The sequence below is a fragment of the Streptomyces sp. NPDC028910 genome, assembly GCF_055564955.1.
Map to the genome: position 1 here is coordinate 1 of NZ_JBVHVF010000049.1, position 15,816 is coordinate 15,816.

General features: G+C 73.2%; 14 protein-coding genes and 1 pseudogene. 6 read left to right on the forward strand and 9 right to left on the reverse strand.

The window, feature by feature from the left end; genetic code table 11:
- Positions 1-137 precede the first annotated feature (137 nt).
- The 3 genes from ACZ4TV_RS33090 to ACZ4TV_RS33100 form a co-directional block, all read right to left on the reverse strand.
- Positions 138-383 (reverse strand): chaplin, encoded by a 246-nt coding sequence (locus tag ACZ4TV_RS33090; protein ID WP_468138963.1) that lies wholly within the window; start codon positions 381-383, stop codon positions 138-140.
- A gap of 148 nt (positions 384-531) precedes the next feature.
- Positions 532-1,182: a response regulator gene (locus ACZ4TV_RS33095; RefSeq protein ID WP_468138949.1), complete on the reverse strand. Its 651-nt coding sequence runs from the start codon at positions 1,180-1,182 to the stop codon at positions 532-534.
- Positions 1,175-2,320 (reverse strand): GAF domain-containing sensor histidine kinase, encoded by a 1,146-nt coding sequence (locus tag ACZ4TV_RS33100; protein ID WP_468138950.1) that lies wholly within the window; start codon positions 2,318-2,320, stop codon positions 1,175-1,177. The genes ACZ4TV_RS33095 and ACZ4TV_RS33100 overlap by 8 nt, the downstream gene beginning before the upstream one ends.
- A gap of 158 nt (positions 2,321-2,478) precedes the next feature.
- On the opposite strand from ACZ4TV_RS33100, the pseudogene ACZ4TV_RS33105 reads away from it, so the two are divergent.
- From ACZ4TV_RS33105 to ACZ4TV_RS33115, 3 genes and pseudogenes are all read left to right on the forward strand, one after another.
- Positions 2,479-3,177: pseudogene (locus ACZ4TV_RS33105) on the forward strand (SDR family NAD(P)-dependent oxidoreductase); the annotation flags it as partial.
- Between the two features lie 293 nt (positions 3,178-3,470).
- Entirely contained in the window at positions 3,471-4,520 is a 1,050-nt protein-coding gene (locus tag ACZ4TV_RS33110) for an S-adenosylmethionine:tRNA ribosyltransferase-isomerase (protein ID WP_468138964.1), read from the forward strand.
- Between the two features lie 308 nt (positions 4,521-4,828).
- Positions 4,829-5,512: a transglycosylase SLT domain-containing protein gene (locus ACZ4TV_RS33115; protein WP_468138951.1), complete on the forward strand. Its 684-nt coding sequence runs from the start codon at positions 4,829-4,831 to the stop codon at positions 5,510-5,512.
- Positions 5,513-5,608: 96 nt separating this feature from the next.
- Here ACZ4TV_RS33115 and ACZ4TV_RS33120 read toward each other — a convergent pair whose 3' ends face one another.
- Positions 5,609-8,188 carry an ABC transporter ATP-binding protein/permease gene (locus ACZ4TV_RS33120; RefSeq protein WP_468138952.1) on the reverse strand — a complete coding sequence of 860 codons (2,580 nt, stop codon included), beginning with the start codon at positions 8,186-8,188 and terminating at the stop codon, positions 5,609-5,611.
- Positions 8,189-8,420: 232 nt separating this feature from the next.
- Here ACZ4TV_RS33120 and ACZ4TV_RS33125 point away from each other — a divergent pair, with 232 nt between their 5' ends.
- A complete protein-coding gene (locus ACZ4TV_RS33125) occupies positions 8,421-10,049 on the forward strand; it encodes a streptophobe family protein (protein ID WP_468138953.1) in 1,629 nt (542 codons plus the stop codon).
- Between the two features lie 488 nt (positions 10,050-10,537).
- Positions 10,538-11,737, forward strand: coding sequence for a phosphoserine phosphatase SerB (serB, locus tag ACZ4TV_RS33130; protein ID WP_468138954.1), 1,200 nt, complete (start codon positions 10,538-10,540; stop codon positions 11,735-11,737).
- Between the two features lie 82 nt (positions 11,738-11,819).
- Here serB and ACZ4TV_RS33135 read toward each other — a convergent pair whose 3' ends face one another.
- The 4 genes from ACZ4TV_RS33135 to ACZ4TV_RS33150 form a co-directional block, all read right to left on the reverse strand.
- The gene (locus ACZ4TV_RS33135; RefSeq protein WP_468138955.1) at positions 11,820-12,341 is read right to left on the reverse strand and encodes a SixA phosphatase family protein; all 522 of its coding nucleotides are present in this window, start codon (positions 12,339-12,341) and stop codon (positions 11,820-11,822) included.
- A gap of 84 nt (positions 12,342-12,425) precedes the next feature.
- On the reverse strand, positions 12,426-12,650 hold the full coding sequence (locus tag ACZ4TV_RS33140) for a hypothetical protein (RefSeq protein WP_468138956.1): 225 nt from the start codon (positions 12,648-12,650) through the stop codon (positions 12,426-12,428).
- A gap of 156 nt (positions 12,651-12,806) precedes the next feature.
- Complete coding sequence (locus ACZ4TV_RS33145) at positions 12,807-12,926, reverse strand: SGM_5486 family transporter-associated protein (protein WP_468138958.1); 120 nt, start codon at positions 12,924-12,926, stop codon at positions 12,807-12,809.
- 5 nt (positions 12,927-12,931) lie between these two features.
- A complete protein-coding gene (locus tag ACZ4TV_RS33150) occupies positions 12,932-14,335 on the reverse strand; it encodes a CynX/NimT family MFS transporter (RefSeq protein ID WP_468138959.1) in 1,404 nt (467 codons plus the stop codon).
- Positions 14,336-14,392: 57 nt separating this feature from the next.
- On the opposite strand from ACZ4TV_RS33150, the gene ACZ4TV_RS33155 reads away from it, so the two are divergent.
- Positions 14,393-15,172, forward strand: coding sequence for a FadR/GntR family transcriptional regulator (locus ACZ4TV_RS33155; protein WP_468138960.1), 780 nt, complete (start codon positions 14,393-14,395; stop codon positions 15,170-15,172).
- On the opposite strand, the gene ACZ4TV_RS33160 is transcribed toward ACZ4TV_RS33155, so the two are convergent.
- On the reverse strand, positions 15,153-15,581 hold the full coding sequence (locus tag ACZ4TV_RS33160; RefSeq protein WP_468138962.1) for a hypothetical protein: 429 nt from the start codon (positions 15,579-15,581) through the stop codon (positions 15,153-15,155). The two genes, ACZ4TV_RS33155 and ACZ4TV_RS33160, sit on opposite strands and share 20 nt — an antisense overlap.
- Positions 15,582-15,816: the final 235 nt, after the last annotated feature.

Below are 15,816 nucleotides of genomic sequence, written 5' to 3' on the forward strand. Positions count from 1 at the left end.
GGCTAAGGGGGCACCGCAACAACCCCAACACGAAAGATGTGGCGGGGGTGGGGGTGCTCTGGGGGGGGGGGGGGGGGGAGGGGGGGGGGGGGGGGGGGGGGGGGGGGGGGGAGGCGGGCCCCCGGGGTCGGGCCGGGTCAGGCGTTCACGCCGGTGTTCCCGAAGGCCGGGTTGAGCAGGCCGATCACGTTGACGGTGTTGCCCACCACGTTCACGGGGACGTGGACCGGGACCTGGAGCAGGTTCCCGGAGGCCACGCCGGGCGAGTTCCGGGCCTCGCCCTCCGCCGACGCACCGCTGTGCGCCGAGGAGACACCGGCGCCGGCGGCGATGAGGCCCCCCGCGATCATGGTGACGGCTGCGGCCTTCTTGAAGTTCTTCACGTTCTCGTCCTCCAGTACGTCTGCCGCGACCAGCCGTCGCGGCACGCCATGGAGAACGGTCGCCCGGCGATCGGGATACGCCATGTGGGCTACATACACCCGACCGTATGAATCTCAGACCGGAGCGGGACGATCCGATGTGCGCGGTTCATTCGGCGATTCCGTGTCTGACCGCCCACAAAGCGGCCTGGGTCCGATCGGACAGGTCCAGCTTCATCAGGATGTTCGACACGTGGGTCTTGACCGTCTTCTCGGACAGGACCAGGGCGCGGGCGATCTCCCGGTTGGAGCGTCCGTCCGCGATGAGGCCCAGGACCTCGCGCTCGCGGTCGGTCAGCGAGCCGGGCCGGCCCGCGGAGGAGCTCTGCTCGTCCTGGGAGAGCAGGGCCACCGCCACCTCCGGCTGGAGGAGGACGTGGCCGGCGTGGACGGAGCGGATGGCTCCGGCCAGGGCGTCGGGGTCGATGTCCTTGTAGAGGTATCCCGCCGCGCCCGCCCGCAAGGCCGGGACCACGGTGCGCTGCTCCGTGAAGCTGGTGACGATCAGGACCCGGGCCGGGTTCGCCAGCTCGCGCAGCCTTCGTAGCGCCTCGATGCCGTCGGTGCCGGGCATCTTGATGTCCATCAGGATCACGTCGGGCCGCAGTTCCTCGGCGCGGGCGATGCCCTCTTCGCCGTCGGAGGCCTCGCCGACCACCTCGATGTCCTCCTGGACCTCCAGGAAGGTGCGCAGGCCCCGCCGGACCACCTGGTGGTCGTCGACCAGCAGGACGCGGATGGCGCTGGAGCCGTCAGCCACCGGGGACCTCCATCTCGATCGTGGTGCCCTGGCCGGGCTCCGAGTGCACGGTGAGGCGGCCGCCGACGCCGCTCGCGCGGTCCCGCATGGAGACCAGGCCCAGGTGCCGGCCCGCCCGGCGGACGGTCCGTGGGTCGAAGCCCTTGCCCGAGTCGACGACCTTGAGGACCGCGCCCCCGGTGGGCGTCCGGGTCAGTGTGACCTCGACGCGGTCCCCCTCCGAGTGGCGCAGGGCGTTGTGGAGGGCCTCCTGGGCGACGCGGAGCACTGCTTCCTCCTGGGTCGCGGGCAGGGCCCGTACGCCGTCGCAGCTGAAGGTGACGTGTGCGGTGTGGGCGCGGTCGAGTACGTGGACGTGCGCGCGCAGGGTCGCGACCAGGCCGTCCTCGTCCAGGGCGGCCGGACGGAGCTCGGTCACGGCGGCGCGTAGTTCATCGGCGGCCTGCGCCGCGAGGGCGGCCACCTGCTGGAGCTCGCCCTTGGCGCGGGCCGGGTCCCGGTCGACGAGGGCGGCGGCGGCCTGGGCGGTGAGGCGCAGCGAGAAGAGCTTCTGGCTGACGGCGTCGTGCAGCTCGTGGGCGAGCCGGGAGCGCTCCTCGGCGATGGTGAGCTCGCGGCTGCGCTCGTAGAGCCGGGCGTTGGTGAGGGCGATCGCCGCGTGCTGGGCGAGGAGGGCGAGGAGTTCCTGGTCCTCGTCGGTGAAGGCGTGCCGGGCGCCCGGGGCGCCGCGCTTGTTCGCGAGGAAGAGGGCGCCGAGGGTCTCCTCGCCGTCACGGACGGGCATGCCGAGGAAGTCCGACATCTCGGGGTGGGCGGACGGCCAGCCCTCGAAGCGCGGGTCCTTGCGTACGTCGGCCAGTCGCTCGGGGCCGTCCTGGTGGAGCATCGCGGCGAGGATGCCGTGCTGGCGGGGCAGCGGGCCGATGCGGCGCCACTGCTCCGCGCTGATGCCGTCCACGACGAACTGGGCGAAGCCGCCGTGGTCGTCCGGGACGCCCAGGGCCGCGTATTCGGCGTCGAGGAGTTCGCGGGCCGACACGACGATCGTGCGCAGGACGTCGCGGACCTCCAGCCGACGGCTCATGGCGAGCAGCGCGGTGCTCACGGCGGCCAGGCCGCTGCGGGGTCCAGTGTGCATGGCCTCACCGTACTCGCGGCCGTGACCTGCGTGATCGGACCGTGGACGTAGGTCCAAGGGACCTCCTCGGGTGGGGCTCGCGGCCGACGCGGCGGCGGGTGGCCCCTTCCTAGGTTGGGGGCATCTGCTGATCGGGACGGAAGAGGAGGGGTGCTGTCATGTCGGTGGCGATCGTGACGGGGGCGTCCAGGGGGCTCGGGCGGGCACTGGCCGGGGAGCTGGCGGCGCGCGGCTGGGACCTGGTGCTGGGTGCGCGGGGCGCGGCGGCGTTGAAGGAGACCGCGGCCGCGCTGGAGCGGGCCGCGGGGGTGCGGGTGGTGGCGGTGGCCGGGGACGTGTCCTCGGGAGCGCACCGGGCGGAGCTGGTGGCGGCGGCGCGGGAGCTGGGCGGGCTGGACCTGCTGGTGAACAACGCGGGGGTGCTGGGGGCCGAGCCGCTGGTGCCGCTGGCGGTGCATCCGCTGGCCGGGCTGCGCGAGGCGTTCGAGGTCAACGTGGTGGGGCCGCTGGGGTTGATCCAGGAGGGGCTGGCGCTGCTGCGGGCCTCGGAGGCGGGGGCGGTGCTGAACATCAGCTCGGACGCGGGGGTGGTGGCGTACGAGACGTGGGGGGCGTACGGGGCGACCAAGGCGGCGGGGGATCTGATGGCGGCCGTCCTGGCGGTGGAGGAGCCGGGGCTGCGGGTGTGGTGGGCGGACCCAGGTTCGATGCGGACGCGGATGATGGCGGCGGCCGAGCCCGGCGAGGACCTGGCGGGGCTGCCGGCGCCGGAGGAGGTGGCTCCGGTTCTGCTGCGGCTGGTGGCGGAGGGGCTGCCTAGCGGGCGGTACACGGCGGAGGGGCTGGCGGCGGAGGGGTCGGCGGCGGAGGGGCTGGCCGCAGAGGGGCTGGCCGCGGAAGCGCCGGCGGCGGAAGGGCTGGCCGCAGAGGAGCCGGCGGTGGAAGGGCTGGCCGCGGAAGGGCCGGCGGCGGAAGGGCTGGCCGCAGAGGAGCCGGCTGCGGAGGGGCTGGCCGCGGAAGGGCCGGCGGTGGAAGCGGACCTGGAGACGGGGCCGGGGGCCGGGCGGTGAGCGGGCGGCGGACCCTGCGGGAAGGGGGGCCGTTCAGCGGCGGGGGACGAGAGCGACGAGGGGGACTGTATATACCGGACATTCCACCGGAGCTGCTGGCCCGGGTGCCGGCCGAGCAGCGCGGGCCGGGCCTGGGGCGGGACGCGGTGCGGCTGCTGGTGTCGCGGGGCAGTGCGGAGGTGTCGCTGCACGCCTTCCGGGAGCTGCCGGAGCTGCTGCGGGCCGGGGACGTGCTGGTGGTGAACACCTCGGCCACGCTGGCGGCGGCCGTGGACGCCCGGCTGGGCGGCGAGAACCTGGTGGTGCACTTCTCGACCCGGGGCGACGACGGCCGGTGGGCGGTGGAACTGCGGAGCCCGGCCGGGCGGGGCACGACCCGGCCGCGCGCCGGGGGGCCGGCCGGGGCGGCGGTGGAGCTGCCGGGCGGGTGCCTCCTCGTCCTGGAAGAGCCCCTCGCGGCCGGCGCGGACCGGCTGTGGTGGGCGCGGCCCCTCCCGGCGCCGTACGGGGTCCCCGCGCTGCTGCGGGCGTACGGGCGGCCGATCCGGTACGCGTACACGGAGCGGGACCAGCCGCTGTCGGCCTACCAGACGGTGTTCGCGGTGCCGGCCGCCGACGGGTCGGGCTCGGCGGAGATGCCGAGCGCGGGCCGGCCCTTCACGCCGGAGCTGGTGGCGCGGCTGGTGAGCCGGGGGGTGCAGTTCGCGCCGCTGACCCTGCACACGGGGGTGGCCTCTCAGGAGGCGCACGAGCCTCCGTACCCCGAGCGGTACGAGGTGTCGGCGACGACGGCGGGGCTGGTGAACGCCGCGAGGGCCGCCGGCGGGCGGGTGCTGGCGGTGGGGACCACGGCGGTGCGGGCGCTGGAGTCGGCCGTGGACGCGGAAGGGGTGGTCCGCGCGGCCGGCGGGTGGACCGATCTGGTGGTGACGCCGGAGCGCGGGGTGCGGGTGGTGGACGGGCTGCTGACCGGGCTGCACGAGCCCGAGGCGTCCCACCTGCTGATGCTGGAGGCGGTCGCGGGGCGGGACGCCGTACGGCTCGGGTACGCGCAGGCACTGGACCGGCTCTGCCTGTGGCACGAGTTCGGGGACGTCCACCTGCTGCTCAAGGACGAGAGCCATCACTGAGCGCATTGCTCCCGCAACGCGTGGTGAGACCGTTACGTGCTCGATGTGAGCCCGCACATAGGACCCACATCACTTACGAAGCTGCTTAGTGGATACGTAAAGGTCCTGTCAGCGCGGGTGCACCTAGCGCCGGGGCCTGAAATCAGGCCTCGGCGCCCAGCCCTGATCCACTAAGCAGGATCGTACGTCACACCTTTGCCACAGGTTTTTGCCACCGCTAAGAATTGCTCACGTCGCACAGCGCCGCGGATCCCAGATCCTCGCGGCGCTTTCCTGCGGCCCCCGCTATTCGAAGAGGTTGCCCCGCCATGTCTGCTTCCAGCACTCCCGGTCACAGTCGTCTGACGAAGGCACACAAGCTGTCCATTGCCGGTATCGCCACCTTCAGCGCCGCCGCGCTCGCCTTCTCCCTCGTCCCGGCCGACGCCGCTGAGGCCGAGACCATCTCCGCCGCCCCCGTCGCCTGGACCAAGGTCGTCGACGCCGCGCAGACGAAGGCCGTACAGCAGCACCTCTCCGTGCAGCAGGTCGTGGCCGACAAGGCCGCGCAGGACGCCGCCAAGGCCAAGGCCGACGCCGCCGCCGCGAAGGCCAAGGCCGAGGCCGCCGCGAAGAAGGAGCGCGAGGCGAAGGCCGCCGCGAGCCGTTCCGCCGCCCGCACCCCGGTCTTCGCGAACAACCTTGACGGCTGGATCAAGGAAGCCCTCTTCATCATGAAGAAGGAGGGCATTCCGGGCAGCTACGCCGGCATCCACCGCAACATCATGCGCGAGTCCAGCGGTAACCCGATGGCGATCAACAACTGGGACATCAACGCCCAGAACGGCGTCCCCAGCAAGGGTCTGCTCCAGGTCATCTACCCGACCTTCAAGGCGTACCACGTCAAGGGCACCAAGTTCGACCAGTACGACCCGGTCGCCAACATCGTCGCCGCCTGCAACTACGCGGCCGACCGCTACGGCTCGATGGACAACGTCAACAGCGCCTACTAGGCCTCCGACGCACCCGAACCCCCATGCGCCTCAGGGCGGCACCCGGACATCCGGATGCCGCCCTGAGGCGTTCGTGCGTACGGTCCCTGCCGCGTGCTACTTGCCCGCGCGCATGACCTCGGGCTCGTGGCGGCGCAGCAGGCGCTGCACCAGGAAGCCGCAGGCGATGCCGATGAGCAGCAGGACGATGATGTTCAGGCTCCACTGGCCGACCGTGGCGTCCCAGAGCGGGTCGGTGTTGGTCGGGTTGTCGCGGTCCCACGGCGGCATGAGCTTACCGAGGTTCAGCGTGGTGCCGGCGGCGGCGACGGCCCAGCGGGACGGCATCAGCCAGGCGAACTGCTCCAGGCCCGGGGAGTCGTAGACCTGGAAGAGGATGCCGGTGAAGACGACCTGGACGATCGCGAACATGACCAGCAGCGGCATGGTCTTCTCGGCGGTCTTCACCAGCGAGGAGATCACCAGGCCGAACATCATCGAGGTGAAGCCGAGCGCGATGACCGACAGGCAGAGCTCGACGGCCGGCGGCATGAGCAGGCCCTCGGTCGGCAGGTCGCGCGGGGTGAAGCCGATCGCGCAGATGATCACGCCCTGGATGGCCGTGATGACACCGAGGACGATCACCTTCGACATGAGGTACGCCGACCGGGACAGGCCGGTCGCGCGTTCACGCTCGTAGATGACGCGTTCCTTGATCAGCTCGCGGACCGAGTTCGCCGCGCCCGAGAAGCACATGCCGACGCAGAGGATCAGCATGATCGTGCCGGCGTCGCCGTTGAACTGGGACGGCGGCTTCGGCGGCGCGAGGCCGAAGGTCGCGGGGATGACCGTGGAGACCACGCCGAGGACGGCGGGCAGGATCAGCATCAGGCCGAGGAAGCCCCGGTCGGAGGCGATCACGGACACGTAGCGGCGGATCAGCGTGAACAGCTGGGAGCCCCAGCCCTGCGGCTTCGGCGGGCGCATCTGCTGGGCCGGAGGCATCGCGACCGACTGGGGGGCGACCGCGTCGATGTCGGCGGCGTACAGCTGGTAGTGCTGCGAGCCCTTCCAGCGGCCGGCCCAGTCGTAGTCGCGGTAGTTCTCGAAGGCCGAGAAGACGTCCGCCCACGTGGTATAGCCGAAGAAGTTCAGCGCCTCGTCCGGCGGGCCGAAGTAGGCGACGGAACCGCCCGGGGCCATGACCAGCAGCTTGTCGCAGATGGCCAGCTCGGCGACCGAGTGGGTCACGACGAGGACCGTGCGGCCGTCGTCGGCGAGGCCGCGCAGCAGCTGCATGACGTCGCGGTCCATGCCCGGGTCGAGGCCGGAGGTCGGCTCGTCCAGGAAGATCAGCGAGGGCTTGGTGAGCAGCTCCAGGGCCACGGACACGCGCTTGCGCTGACCACCCGAGAGCGCGGTGATCTTCTTGTCCTTGTGGATGTCGAGCTTGAGCTCGCGCAGCACCTCGTTGATGCGGGCCTCGCGCTCGGACTCCGCGGTGTCGCCCGGGAAGCGGAGCTTGGCCGCGTACTTCAGGGCGGTGCTGACCTTCAGTTCCTTGTGCAGGATGTCGTCCTGCGGGACCAGGCCGATGCGCTGGCGGAGCTCCGCGAACTGCTTGTAGAGGTTGCGGTTGTCGTACAGGACGTCGCCCTGGTCGGCGGGCCGGTAGCCGGTCAGCGCCTTGAGGAGGGTCGACTTGCCGGAGCCGGACGGACCGATGACACCGATCAGCGACTTCTCCGGGACGCCGAAGGTGACGTCCTTGAGGATCTGCTTGCCGCCGTCGACGGTGACCGTGAGGTGGCGGGCCGAGAAGGAGACCTCGCCGGTGTCGACGAACTCCTCGAGGCGGTCACCGACGATCCGGAACGTCGAGTGGCCGACGCCGACGATGTCGTTCGGGCCGAGCAGCATGGTGCCGGACTTGGCCAGCGGCTGACCGTTGACGTAGGTGCCGTTGTGGCTGCCGAGGTCGTGGATCTCGAAGCGGCCGCCGGGCATCGAGCGGAACTCGGCGTGGTGGCGGGAGACCTGGAGGTCGGAGACCACCAGCTCGTTCTCCAGCGCACGGCCGATCCGCATGACGTGGCCCAGCGAGAGCTGGTGGAACGTCGTCGGGCTGCGGTCGCCGTGGCCCGGCGTCCCGCCCTGCGCCGGGCGGGGCGCGGGGGCGCCGCCCTGCTGGTGCGGGAGGTGCACCTGTGGCTGCTGCGGCTGGTGCGGCTGGTGTTGGTGCTGGGCGTGGTGCTGTTGGTGCTGGGCGTGCTGCTGCTGGTCCCAGGCCTGTTGCTGGGGCTGCTGCTGTGGCGCCTGGTAGGCCGGGGCCTGCGGCCCGGCGTACGCCTGTGCCTGCCCCGGGGCCTGCTGGGCCTGTTGCGCAACGGCCGGCTGCGGCGCGGCGGCGGCGCTCAGATTCAGCCGCGGGCCGTCGGTCGCGTTGCCCAGATGGACCGGCGTGCCGGGCACGAGCTGGGTCTGCTGGACCCGGGCCCCGTGCACGTAAGTGCCGTTGGTGCTGCCGTGATCCTCGATGCCCCAACCCTGGCCGTTCCAGGTGATGGTGGCATGCCGCCACGACACCCGGGCATCGTCGATCACCACGTCTCCCTGGGGGTCACGCCCCAGCGAGTACGACCTGGACGGATCGAGCGTCCAGGTCCTTCCATTCAATTCCAGTACGAGTTCCGGCACTCCAGCCCCACTTAAGTCCCCCGAGAATCCCCCATGACGTCAGGGAGTCTAGGGATGGCGAACATCCGGGGGAACTATTTCAGGCCCACAGCCGTATGTGGAATCCGGGCCTTGCCGGGGCGTCTACGACTGCCCGTTGACGGGGCCGAAAGTCACCCGGAGAGTGAGATACGGGACTTCTCGCCCGGGGGTCCCCTCGCGTACCGCTCGGTAGGCATCGGGGGTTCACCGTATGCGCCGCATCCGTTGGGGAGACGTACTCCTGTCCGCCGTCGCCGCCGTGGGCTGGTCCCTGATCGTCATGGCCGGGGTGGCCGCACTGGGGCTGCATCTGTTGGGAGCTGACGCCGCGGGAGGTTCGCTCGGGGCCATGACCGCCGCCGTCGTGGTCCTCGCGGTCGGCGGCACCGTGACCCCCTCCGGTGACGTGTCGGCCTTCGGGGTCACCGGGGCGGGCGCCGAAAGCTCCCTGGACGTCATGCCCTTGGGGGTGTCGCTGGCCGGGGCGCTGGTCCTGGCGTACGTGTTCCTGCGCTCGCTCCGGGGCGGGGCGGCGCCGGGTGAGACGGCCGCCAGGGTCGCGGTGCTCACGGCGCTGCTCGTCGCGACGGCGGGCGGGCTGGCGTGGGCCGGGCACGACGTGGTCACGCTCGACGGGACGGCGCGGCCGAGGACCCCGGCGAAGGTCGAGATCCCGGGAGTCGGTGACATCGGTGGGCTGCTCCCGGACCTGCCGGACCTGCCGGACCTCGTCGGGGATCTCATCGGGACCCGGACCCGGGTGGGGTTCTCGGTGGAGCTCGGGCCGACGCTGCTGGGTGCGGGGGTGTGGGTGCTCGCGGTGCTGGCGGTGGCGCTGCTGGTCTCGCGGCGCGGGCCGGCGGCGCTCGCCCGGCTGCGTCCGGCCGCCTCGGCGGTGGTGGCGATGCTGCTGGTCGCGGTGGCGGCCGGGCTGGCCGCGGCGGTCTGGGCGGCGCTGCGCGAGGAGGCCGCGGCGCCCGGGGAGGGCCGGCGGGTGCTGGGTGCCGCGCTGCTGGGGGCGCCGAACGGGAGCTGGCTGGGGGTGCTGCTGGGGCTGTTCGTGCCGCTGCGCGGCCGGGCCACGGGCGAGTCGGCCCGGCTGCTGCCCGATCCCCTGGACGATCTGCTGGCGGTTTCGGCGCGGGAGCCGGTGACGGTGGCCCGGCTCGCGGAGTACGACGGGCGGATCTGGCTGCTGGCGGCGGGGGTGGTCCTGCTGATGCTCTACGCGGGCGTGCTGGCGGCCGTACGGAGTCCGGGGCGCGGGATCCTCGGGTGCGCGGCGCGGCTGTCGGCCGTGACCGGGGTGACGCTGGCGGTGCTGGTGTGGCTGACGGGACTGTCGGCCGACGCCTCGCTGGCGGTGCTGGGCCTGGAGGCGGTGGAGGCCGGGGTGGAGCTGCGGGGCGACGCCCCGTACGCGCTGCTGCTGGGCGCGGTCTGGGGTGCGGGGGCGGGCGCTGCGGGTGCACTGCTGGCCCGCCTGCGGCCGGCGCCCGGCGCGGTTTCGGGGTGGCCGGTCCCGCAGCCCGGGCCGGGTCCCGGCGGGGGGTCGGGGTGGCCGGTCCCGCGGCCCGGGCCAGGTCCCGGCCGGGACGGTCGGCATGCCGAGGCCCCGCCGGGGCCGGGTCCCGGCGGGGACGGTCGGGGTGCCGGGGCGTCGCCGCGCCAGGATCCGGACGTCTCCTGGGACGTCACGGTCACGGCCCTCCCGCCGAGGCCGGCGAGGCCGGCGAGGCCCGCGCGTCCTCACCGTCGCCCGCCGTTCACCCCGCCTCCCCCGCCGGTGGGCCCGCCACCGCCGCCGAAGCCACCCGGCCCACCGGCCCCGCCGCGCTGACGACGCTCCCTGCCACTGCGCGGGCCGACACCCGCAACCCAGCTGGGGCTCCGCCCCAGACCCCGCGCCTCAAACGCCGGCGAGGCTTGAGAGGCCCGGTCACTGCCGCCGGGAACCCGCACCGCGCAACGAGAGCCCTGCCGGGCAGCCGAGGGCGATGGCAGGGCGCCCCCCGCAGGCCCCGCCCGAAGCCGGCCGCCGCGCCCGAAGGCCGGGCGGTCCCCGGGCAGCCGGGTCCGGGGCGGAGGCCCGGGGAACGGTGGAAGGGCGGGGAGGGGACAGCCCCGCAGGGCACCGGACCTGTCCGCCGCCGCCGGGCGGAGTCCGGGCAGCGCCGCGCAGGCCTGGGCTCCGGTCATCGGCGGACGGAGTCCGGCGCAGCGGCGCGAAGCCGGAGAGGCCCCCGGGGCCGAGTCGGGCGGGCGGCGCGTTCAAGAGGTGGGACGGGGGTCCTGTGTGGGGGGTCGGGAAGATACGGTGAGGGCACCATGAGCGCATCGCAGACCTCCGACGTCCCCACCCTCCTCGTCAAGATCTTCGGCAAGGACCGTCCCGGGATCACCGCCGGGCTGTTCGACACCCTCGCCGCCTACTCCGTCGACGTCGTCGACATCGAGCAGGTCGTCACCCGTGGCCGCATCGTCCTGTGCGCCCTCGTCACCAAGCCCGCCGGCGGCGCCGAGGGCGACCTGCGGGCCACGGTCCACAGCTGGGCCGAGTCCCTCAAGATGCAGGCCGAGATCCTCTCCGGTACCGGTGACAACCGCCCGCGCGGCAGTGGCCGCTCCCACGTCACCGTGCTCGGCCACCCGCTCACCGCCGAGTCCACCGCCGCCATCGCCGCCCAGATCACGGCGGTCGGCGGCAACATCGACCGTATCTTCCGCCTCGCCAAGTACCCGGTCACGGCGGTGGAGTTCGCCGTCTCCGGCGTCGAGACCGAGCCGCTGCGCACCGCGCTGGTCACCTCCGCCGCGCACATCGGCGTGGACGTGGCCGTCGTCTCGGCCGGGCTGCACCGCCGGGCCCAGCGCCTGGTCGTCATGGACGTGGACTCGACCCTGATCCAGGACGAGGTCATCGAGCTGTTCGCCGCGCACGCCGGGTGCGAGGCCGAGGTCGCCGAGGTCACCGAGCGGGCCATGCGCGGGGAGCTCGACTTCGAGCAGTCGCTGCACGCCCGCGTGGCGCTGCTGGCCGGCCTGGACGCCTCCGTCGTGGACAAGGTCCGCGCCGAGGTGCAGCTGACCCCGGGCGCCCGCACGCTGATCCGCACGCTCAAGCGGCTCGGCTACCAGGTGGGCGTGGTCTCCGGCGGCTTCACCCAGGTGACGGACGACCTGCGGGAGCGGCTGGGGCTGGACTTCGCCTCCGCCAACACCCTGGAGATCGTCGACGGGAAGCTGACGGGCAAGGTCACCGGCGAGATCGTGGACCGGGCGGGCAAGGCCCGGCTGCTGCGCCGCTTCGCCGCGGAGGCCGACGTACCGCTGTCCCAGACGGTGGCCATCGGCGACGGCGCGAACGATCTGGACATGCTGAACGCGGCCGGTCTGGGGGTGGCCTTCAACGCCAAGCCGGTGGTCCGGGAGGCCGCGCACACGGCGGTGAACGTGCCGTTCCTCGACGCGGTGCTGTACCTGCTGGGGATCACCCGCGAGGAGATCGAGGCCGCCGACCTGGCCTGAGGCGCGTAGCGGCGTACGGACCGGCAGACACGCGGCATACGAACGGGCCCCGTCGGGGCCCGTTCACGCGTGACGCCGCCGGTCAGTGGCCCTTGGGGGTCCAGTAGTCGACGAGCGTGCCCACCCCGTGCTCCAGCGTCTTCCACGAGCCGGTGAAGGAGACGATGGCGAGCGCCGCGGTCGGGAATCCCGTACGGGTCATACGCGCCAGGGTGTCGCCCTCCGCGCGCCCGGAGAGGGCGTCGGCGAGGGCGTGCATGCCGGGGTTGTGGCCGATGACGAGGAGGTCGGAGACCTCGTCCGAGGTCTCGTTCAGCAGGGCGATGAGCTCGCCCAGCGAGGCGTCGTAGAGCCTCTCCTCGTAGTGGGTCTTCGGCCGGTGCGGCATCTCGTGGACGGCGAGCTTCCAGGTCTCGCGGGTGCGGGCGGCGGTGGAGCAGAGGGCCAGGTCGAAGGCGATGCCGGTGTCGGCGAGCTTCAGACCGACGGCCGGCGCGTCCTTGCGGCCTCGTTCCGCCAGCGGGCGGTCGTGGTCGGACACCTCGGGCCAGTCGGCCTTGGCGTGCCGGAGGAGGGCGATCCTGCGGGATGTGTCGGCGCTCATGGCTCCCAGCTTCGCATGAAACGAGCCGTGGGGCGCAGGGTGTTGAGGGGGCTCAACCCCGGGAGGTGAGGGGCGCTCGGGAGGTCAGCCGACGGCGCGCAGGATGTGCTCCGCGACCTGGACCAGGGCCGAGGCCTCGCCGGTCGCCGCATGGGCTTCGGCCGATCCGGCGAGGAGCAGCAGCAGGAGGCCGAAGGCGAGTGCGGGCAGGGCCAGCGCCCACCAGTGCAGCCGGGCGTTCGCGCCGCCGGCGGGGCGTGCCCGCGTGCTGCCGGACGGGAGGGGCCGGGAGTGCGTGGGGGCCGACATGGCCGCCTCCGTGGGTGTGTGGACGGGACTGGCTCGCTGCCTACGAATCTATGGATCCGGAGCAGCGGTTCCCATCCGGGGCACACCCCACTTCACCCTGAGCCTGGCCCCCTAGGGGTGGTGGGGTTGTCCCCACCCTTCACGGGGCGGCATCCCTCAGGGGGAGGCGATCGTGGCTATGACGGAGATGATCACGGACACGACGAGCATCGCGCCGAGCACGAGGCCGAGCTTCTTGCGGCCGTTCTGCGGGTTCGGTTCAAGTACGGGCGACATGCCGGTCAGTCTTTCATGCCGCATTCGTCCTCGATCGTGCGGTCCCGGCCGGCCAGGACGCCCAGCGCGATCTGCGGCAGCAGCAGCCCGGCCATCAGGGCGAGCGGAAGGTCCCACGCTCCCCCGGCCGCCGCCGGGAGGTGCCCCCGGCCGTGCTGGTAGAGGGCGCCGATGACGAGGGGGCCGGGGATGGAGATGAGGTAGCCGGTGCTCTGGGCGAAGGCGGAGAGCTTGACCACGCCGGCCGGTGACTTGGCGCGCAGCCCGATGAGGGTGATGACGAGGGGGAACGCGCAGTTGGAGACGCCGAGCAGGAGTGCCCAGGCCCAGGCTCCGGCGGCGGGGGCGAAGTACAGCCCGAGGTAACCGGTGAGGCCGAAGACGCCGAGGGTGACGGCGATGGCGCCCTGGTTCCTCATCCGGGCGGCCAGGCCGGGGATGACGAAGGCGAGCGGGACGCCCATGACCATGGTGACGGCGAGGAGGACGCCGGCGGTGGAGGCGGAGACCCCGGCGTCGCGGAAGATCTGCGGGAGCCAGCCCATGGTGATGTACGCGCCCGTGGCCTGGAGGCCGAAGTAGCAGGCCAGGGCCCAGGCGGTGCGGCTGCGGACGACCCGCGGGCCGGCGTCGGCCCGTACGGCGGTGGCCGCGCCGGAGTCGGCGGCGGCCCTGGCCCGGTCGGCGGAGTCGGCCCGTTCGGCCCGGTCGGCCCGGCGGGAGGCGCGGGCGACGGGCAGCCAGGGCAGTACGGCGACCAGGGCGAGCGCGGCCCACATCAGCAGGCCGGTACGCCAGCTGCCGCCCAGGGCGTCGGTCAACGGGACGGTCGCGGCGGCGGCGAGCGAGGTCCCGGCGGCCAGGGACATGGAGTACAGGCCGGTCATGGTGCCGACCCTGTCCGGGAAGTAGCGCTTGACGATCACCGGGAGCAGGACGTTGGTGAGGGCTATGCCGGCCAGGGACAGGGCGCTCGCGGCGAGAAAACCGGCGGCACCGGTCGCGAAGGGGCGGATCAGCAGGCCGGTGGCGACGGCGGCCATGCCGGCGCAGACCACGGCGGCCGGGCCGAAGCGGCGGGAGAGCCGGGGCGCGGTGACGCCGAAGACGGCGAAGCAGAGGGCGGGGACGGAGGTGATCAGTCCGGCGACGGTGCCGCTCATGCCGAGGCCCGTGCGGGTCTCCTCGAAGAGGGCCCCGAGGCTGGTGATGGCGGGCCGCAGGTTGAGCGCGGCCAGCACGATTCCGACGATGAGCACAGGACCGAGCCAGGTCGGCTGCGCCGGCGCCTGCGGGGTGAGTGCGGTGGCCGCGGCGCGGTGTGCGGCGGCCTCGCCGGGGGCCTGCCCCGAGGGCTTTTTGTGGCCCCGGGCGGGCCGGTCGAGCGTCTGTGTTTCATCGTCGGACATTCCGCCATCATAGAATCATGGGATGATTGGTTGTCCAGTCGCCCTTGAGAGGAACCCATGCCGCTGACCTCGCCCCGGCGCTCCGCGCTCGTCGATCAGGTGATCGCCCAGTTGCGGAACCAGATCACCTCCGGCGAGTGGCCGGTCGGCGCCCGCATCCCGACCGAGCCGGAGCTCGTCGAGCTGCTCGGCGTCGCCCGCAACACCGTGCGCGAGGCCGTACGGGCGCTGGCGCACAACGGCCTCCTGGACATCCGCCAGGGCTCGGGTACGTACGTCATCGCCACCAGCGAGCTGGCCGGCGTGATGCACCGGCGCTTCGCCGGGGCCGAGCCGCGGCACATCGCCGAGCTGCGGTCGACGCTGGAGTCCTCGGCGGCCCGGCTGGCGGCGGAACGGCGGACCGAGCGGGACCTCGTACAGCTGGACGCCCTGCTGGCACGCCGCGAGGAGGCCTGGGCGGGCGGGGACGCGGAGGTCTTCGTGGCGGCGGACGTGAGCCTGCACATGGCGGTGGTGACGGCCTCGCACAACGACGTGTTGATCGAGCTGTACGCGGACCTCGGCGACCTCGTGGCCGACTGGCTGCGGGCGGACGTGGGCACCCAGCTGCGTCCTGCCGCCCATCTGGACCACGCCCGGCTGATCGAGGCCATCCGGCGGGGGGACGGGGACGCGGCGGCCTCGGAGGCCGCGGGCTACCCCTTCGCCTGCCTCGGCAGGAAAGCGGGCGAGGACGGGCACGAGAACGGGGATGAGAGCGCGGACGCCCCCGACGTCGCCCCCGACGCCGACGAGAACGCGGAAGCGGCCCCGCTCACGGCCGCTGGTGGCTGACCCACGCCGAGCGGACTTCCTTCCAGCAGCGGCCGACGAGCTTGACCCGGCCGGCCGGGCCGACGGCCACGGCGGCGCCGTCGCCGTCCACGTCCCACCAGCGGTCGCATTCGACGTGCAGCCGCACCAGGTCGGTCTCCGGATAGGCGTTGTGGCAGTCCGCCGTCACCTGCGAGCCTTCGATCGCGGTGTCGCAGTCGGCTCCGAAGAGCTCCCGGGCGGCGGGCCGGGTGGGCTGCGCGGGGGGCTCGGCGGGGATGTCGGCGAGCTCCACGACGGCCGTGGCCGCCTCGGGGCCGGGCACGGGCTCGTCTCCCGTGGGCTGCGCGGCCGCTCCGGGGACCAGGAGTCCGGTCAGGATCACTGACGTGACCAGCATCGATACCGCTCGGCTCGGTCTCGCTCGCACTCCTACCTCCTCCCCGCAGGAGCCGGGAAGATCCCGACCTGGCTAGTTTGCAGGCATCTGTCCTGCTTTTCGACTCGGGAAGATCCGGTCAGCCGGTGAACATGTGAACGAGCAAGCGCCCGCGGGTGCGAAACGGCGGCGGGGGGGGGGGGGGGGGGGGGGGGGGGGGGGGGGGGGGGGGGGGGGGGGGGGGGGGGAGGGGGGGGGGGGAGGTGATCTGCTTCGGTGTAAGTCT